Here is a 524-nt window from a genome sequence, read left to right as displayed (position 1 = left end):
CAAACAGGAAACGCAGCTGAAACGGGAAGCTCAACACCCACTGACGCATGGGTTGTTCAGGCAGTACTTCATCAACCAGCAAGGCGGCACTTTCGGCCATCCGCCGCGCCCCACAGCTCGGGCAGAAACCGCGACGCTTACAGCTGAAAGCGACCAGGTGCTCGGCGTGGCAAGACTCGCAGCGAACCCGTAGAAAGCCATGCTCCAGCCGCCCGCATTGGAGAAATTCTTCAAATTCCCGTTGCACATAGCCCGGCAATTCCTTTCCCTGCTCTGCCATAAGCGCAGCGAATGCCGGGTAATACTCGTCAACGATCTGATAGAGAAGGGTTTGCTCGGGTCGGTGGCTCTGGTAACGACCAGTATCCCGATCCCGGCTGGCCGTCCTGGCCGCCACATGAGGCATGTTCCGCGTCCTTGCAATACTGTGTTTACATACAGTCTATCGCTTAGCGGAAAGTTCTTTTACCCTCAGCCGAAATGCCTGCCGTTGCTAGACATTGCCAGCCAGTGCCCGTCACTCC

The 524-nt window shown here is 57.1% G+C and carries 1 protein-coding gene; it reads right to left on the bottom strand.

All coding sequences use genetic code 11. The annotated features are described in order from the left end of the window. Positions 1-406: IS91 family transposase (locus R7M92_RS25065; protein ID WP_001120876.1), on the bottom strand; the 406-nt coding region annotated here is incomplete at its 3' end. Between the last annotated feature and the right edge of the window lie 118 nt (positions 407-524).

Origin of the sequence: Vibrio sp. Vb2880 (assembly GCF_033337975.1) — a bacterium.
Classification (GTDB): domain Bacteria; phylum Pseudomonadota; class Gammaproteobacteria; order Enterobacterales; family Vibrionaceae; genus Vibrio; species Vibrio alginolyticus.
The sequence above is the reverse complement of the archived record's forward strand: the minus strand, read 5'-3'. Positions and strand labels throughout refer to the sequence as shown.